This window comes from Streptomyces sp. NPDC030995, assembly GCF_055571215.1.
The window spans coordinates 94,858-99,714 of record NZ_JBVIFS010000026.1 but is presented as its reverse complement, the minus strand read 5'-3'; the positions used below and the strand labels follow the sequence as shown (position 1 = coordinate 99,714).

Genomic DNA, 4,857 nt, shown 5'->3' with positions numbered 1-4,857 from the left:
CCCGTACTACGCGGCCGAGCGCGGCCTGGTCGACGACGTCATCGACCCTGCCGAGACCCGCGAAGTCCTCGTGGCCGCCCTCGCGATGCTCCGCACCAAGCACGCCGATCTGCCGTCCCGCAAGCACGGCAACCCGCCGCAGTGACCACAGCGCTGACCAGGTCCCACCCCACCACAGAAACATTCCGTTATCGCCGTTTTGATGGGCGGCAGGAAGACCGGCCCGGCCGCGCGGCGGGCGACCCCCCTGGACTGAATCCCCGCCAACGGGGCAATTGCCCCCTTGAGTCGCGCTCACGGGTGGGAGCCATTCCGCCTGTGGGCGGGTGGCGCGCCAGTAGAAACCAGCTATCCGGTTTTGTATTGACAGGGCGTCCGGGATCTATTTGAATCTGGGTGCGGTAGAGGCCGCCCCGCGAGCGGCACCGTCCAGGTTCAGGGGGAGAAGCTGTGGACATCGAAGTGCTCGGCGCGTTGTCGGTCCGCGACAACGGAGCCTCCATCACGCCCACGGCCCCCAAGCCCCGACAGGTGCTGGCCCTGCTGGCCCTGCACGCCGACCGGGTGGTGCCCGTCTCCGCGCTGATGGAGGAGCTCTGGGGCACCACCCCGCCGCGCAGCGGACGCACCACGCTGCAGACGTACGTCCTCCAGCTGCGCGAACTCATCGCCGCGGCCCTGGAGAAGGGCAACACGCAAGGCGCGCAAGGGGACGGCGAGCGGCGCGCCGCCAAAGACGTCCTGGTGACGATGCCCGGCGGCTACCTGCTGTCCAGCGGCGACGGGCACAGCGATGTACGCGCCTTCGAACAGCTGGTGGGCCAGGGATACCGGGCCATGGACGCGGGCGACTTCGCCGGCGCCGCACGCCGGCTGCGCGAAGCGCTCACACTGTGGTCCGGGACCGCCTTCGCGGACGTGCAGGCCGGACCGCAGCTGGAGATGGAGGTCAAACGCCTCGACGAGAGCCGCCTGTGCGCCCTGGAACAGCGCATCGAGGCCGAACTGCGCCTCGGGCGCCACCGCGAGGTGCTGGCCGAGCTGACCGTTCTGGTGAACCGGTACCCCACCCACGAGAGCCTGCACGCCCAGTTCATGCTCGCGCTGTACCGCTCGGGGCGCCGCGGCGAAGCCCTGGACGTCTACCGAAGGCTGCGCGCCACGCTCGTACGTGACCTCGGCCTGGAGCCGTCCGCGGGACTGCGCCGGCTGCAGCGCTCCATCCTCGCGGCCCATGACGAGGCCGCGGCGGAACCGACCGACACCACCAGGGCCGCACACGCGCTCAAGGAGCGGCTTGCGCTCATGCGCTGAGTGACGGTCACATCAACGACCAGGTCGGTCACCGAGCAGCATGCCTGACGAAGCCCGTGTGATCTTCGATCTCGCCATCGTTCACACAGCCGCGAGCACGCAACTCGCGCGCAAGGGCGCCACATCAGTCACCAAGAGGACTCGGGCGAGGTACGGAGGGAACTCGTGAAGATTCAGGTTCTGGGTGCGCTAAGGGCCGAGGTCAACGGGGAGTCGATCGTTCCGACGGCCGGCAAACCGCGGCAGATCCTCTCCCTGCTCTCCCTGTATCCCGGACGGGCGATGCCCGTCTCCATGCTCATGGAGGAACTCTGGGGGTCCGAGCCGCCGCAGAGCGCGCTCACCACCCTGCAGACCTACATCCTGCAGCTGCGCCGGCACCTGGGCACCGCGATGGGACCCGACTCGCCCAGCACGGCCAAGGAAGTGCTCGCCACCCGGCACGGCGGCTACCTGCTGCACATACCGGCCGAGGACGTCGACGTGCACCAGTACGAACGCATGGTCACGCAGGCGCGCGCCGCCGCGGAGGCCGGCGACGACGCCACCGCGGCCGACCGCTTCCGCCAGGCGCTCGCACTGTGGCGCGGGCCCGCACTGGTCGACGTACGGGTCGGACCCGTCCTGGAGATCGAGGTCCTGCGCCTGGAGGAGAGCAGGCTCGGCGCCATCGAATGGCGCATCGACGCCAACCTGCGCCTTGGCCGCCACTCCGAACTCATCGCCGAACTCACCGAGCTGACGGCACGTCACCCCCAGCACGAGGGGCTGCACTCGCAGGCCATGGTCGCCCTGTACCGCTCCGGACGCCAGGCATCGGCCCTGGAGGTCTACCGCAAACTGCGCATCCGGCTCATCGAGGGCCTCGGCGTCGAGCCCTCACCGCAGGTACAGCGCCTGCATCAGGCCATGCTGGCCGTCGACCCCAAGCTGGACATCGTCGCCGGGCCGCGCCGCAGCTCGACCTTCGACCTGTACGCCGCCTGAGTCCGTCCCGGCCCCGCACCCCCTGCGCGACACGCACGGGGGCCGGTCCGAGGCGGACTTGAGCCGTACCCGGTCACCCATCGAGCGACTGCGGACACGCTCTGCTGACTGCCGCCGTCCGACGGGCACGCCGACCGCGTGCCCCGCACACCACGCTCGGGCGGCCCGTTCGACGAGAGAAGGTGGTTGGGGTGTCGGGTGAGCGTGTACGCCGGCTGTCACACACCATCGAGGTGGACGCGCCCGCGGGGGTCGTCTACACGCTGATGGTCTCTGCCGAACGCCGGCCGCTGTACTTCCCGTCGAACGTGTACGTGGAGCGGCTCGACTTCCACGACTTCACAGGCGCCAGCGAACGGCTGCGGGTGTGGGCCCTGGCCGACGGCGAGGTCAAGTCCTGGACGTCCGACCGGGTCCAGGACTCCGCACGGCGCTCGCTCTTCTTCCGCCAGGACCGGATCATGGAACCCGCGCAGTCGATGGGCGGCACGTTCTGCGTCAAGCCCCTGGGCCCCGACCGCTGCCGCCTGACCGTGGACCACGAGTTCTCCTCCCGGGGCGACAGCCCCGAGGGCCTGGCGTGGCTGGAGTGGAACGTCGCCGCCACCACCCGATCCGACCTGAAGAACCTGCGGTTCCTGGCGGAGCGCTGGAGCCGGCTCGACGAACTGACCCTGTCCTTCGAGGAGTCCGTGCGGATCAAAGGGCCCGCCGAGCTCGTCCACAGCTTCATCTACGACGTCGAAAGCTGGCCCGAGCACCTCGCACACGTACACCGGGTCGACCTGAACGAGCCCCAGGTCGGCGTCCAGAAAGTCTCCATGGACCTGGCCGCGGCCGACGGCACCCTCCAGAACGTCACCTGCGTACGGCTGTGCTTCCCGCACGCCGGACGCATCGTGTACAAGGAGACCACGCCCCGCAAGCTGATCGCGGCGCACTGCGGCGAGTGGTCGGCCGTCTCCGACGAGAACGGCGTCACCGTGACCGCCCAGCACCACGTCGTACTGCGGGAGAAGGACGTCGGGCAGGTCCTCGGCCCGGACGCCACCCTCCAGGACGCCCGCCGCCACGTGCGCGTGGAGCTCGGCGACGAAAGCCTGCGCACGCTGCACCAGGCCCGCAGGCACGCCGAATCGGCCGTACGCATGCTGTGAGGACACAGCCCGCCACGGCGGCCCGCCACGGCAGGCCCGCGCGGCGGACCCGGCCGCGGCCGCCCTCGACCGCGGGTCCACATGCTCCGGGGAACGGCTGGAGAAAACGACGTGTCCGCACCGGCCGCCCCCCGCGCCTCGAGCGCGGCTCCAGTGGCCGCGCTTGATATGGGACATGCACCCCCGACGGGGTGTTCAGCGGGCCCGCGCGGAGGGCGGGACCACAGGCGCAGACGGCGAGGACGCACATGGCACGGCACAGGGCAGCAGACACCTCCGGCACCAGGCGCCAACCCGCCCCTCGTACGGGAGCCGCCGCCCTGCCGTCCCCGCAGCCGCACGAGAGGAGGATGGGGCCGGCGCGGCCGTCGTGGCCGCCTCGCGCGAGCGCACGGGCCCCGCACAGCCGATGACCGTCACACGCGACGGGGCAGGACCGCTGACCGCGGTGCTCGCCCTGGGCGGCCCCGCCCGCCAGGCCCCCTCCACCCTCGAACTGCACGGCCCCCTCACCCCCGCACTCCTCGACGCCGCCCTCGCCCAGGTCGCCGCCGACCGGCCGCAGCTGCGCGAGGTACGCCCCCGGATCGTGCGGCACGGCCCCGGCCACCACCTTCTCGAACTCCCCGCGCCCTACCCGCTCGGTGTCCTCGCCGACGTCCTCACCGCCGCCGCCCCCACACCGGGCCCGCCCGGTACGCAGCCGGCCGTGGAACTGCCGCAGCCGCTGGCGCTCACCCTGCTCCAGCGCGAACTGCTCACCGACCCCGCGCACCGCCCCCACCAGCAGGTCGGACAGCTCGTGTGGCGCTGGCACGGCCCGCTGGACACCGCCCGGTTCACCGCCGCATGGCAGTGCGTCTTCGACCACGAGACGGCGCTGCGCGCGGCGTTCGCCTGGGACCCCGCGCCCCGTCTCGCCCTGCACGCCCGCGCCCACCCCCACGTCGTGCGCCACCCCCACGGCACGCTCACCCGGCAGACCCTCATGGAACAGGAGCGGGCGCGCGGCTTCGACCTGGGCCGGCCCGCACTGCTGCGGGTCGCCCTGCTGGACGGGCCGCCAAAGCAGCCGGACCCGGCCTCGGCCCCGCCGCCCACCGATGTCGTCCTCACCTACCACCACGGCCTGTTCGACCACTGGAGCGTGAGCCTGCTGGCACGGCAGTTCTACCGCAGCTATCTCGCCGCCGGCCGCCCCCAGGGCGGCGAGCGCCGCCCCGACCTGCGCGACTACCGGCGCTGGCTGGACACACAGGATCCGGCGCCCGCCCGGGACTTCTGGATCAGCACGGGCGCGGGGGGGGGGGGGGGGGGGGGGGGAAAGGGGGGGGGGGAGGGGGGGGGGGGGGGGGGGGGGGGGGGGGGGGGGGGGGGGGGGGGGGGGGGGGGGGGTACG

5 protein-coding genes (1 of these 5 only partly in view) are annotated in these 4,857 nt (G+C 72.3%); all 5 read left to right on the top strand.

The features are described from left to right. Positions 1-145: carboxyl transferase domain-containing protein (locus ACZ45T_RS29900; protein ID WP_468446713.1), on the top strand; the 145-nt coding region annotated here is incomplete at its 5' end. Positions 146-450: 305 nt separating this feature from the next. Next, positions 451-1,314 carry an AfsR/SARP family transcriptional regulator gene (locus ACZ45T_RS29895; protein WP_468446707.1) on the top strand — a complete coding sequence of 288 codons (864 nt, stop codon included), beginning with the start codon at positions 451-453 and terminating at the stop codon, positions 1,312-1,314. A gap of 165 nt (positions 1,315-1,479) precedes the next feature. Beyond that, complete coding sequence (locus tag ACZ45T_RS29890) at positions 1,480-2,301, top strand: AfsR/SARP family transcriptional regulator (RefSeq protein ID WP_468446705.1); 822 nt, start codon at positions 1,480-1,482, stop codon at positions 2,299-2,301. Positions 2,302-2,492: 191 nt separating this feature from the next. After that, positions 2,493-3,458 carry an aromatase/cyclase gene (locus tag ACZ45T_RS29885; RefSeq protein ID WP_468446703.1) on the top strand — a complete coding sequence of 322 codons (966 nt, stop codon included), beginning with the start codon at positions 2,493-2,495 and terminating at the stop codon, positions 3,456-3,458. Positions 3,459-3,633: 175 nt separating this feature from the next. After that, positions 3,634-4,857, top strand: the 5' portion of a protein-coding gene (locus ACZ45T_RS29880; RefSeq protein WP_468446701.1) for a condensation domain-containing protein. 339 nt of this gene lie beyond the right edge of the window; 1,224 of the gene's 1,563 nt are visible here — the first part of the coding sequence; it begins with the start codon at positions 3,634-3,636; its stop codon lies beyond the right edge, outside the window.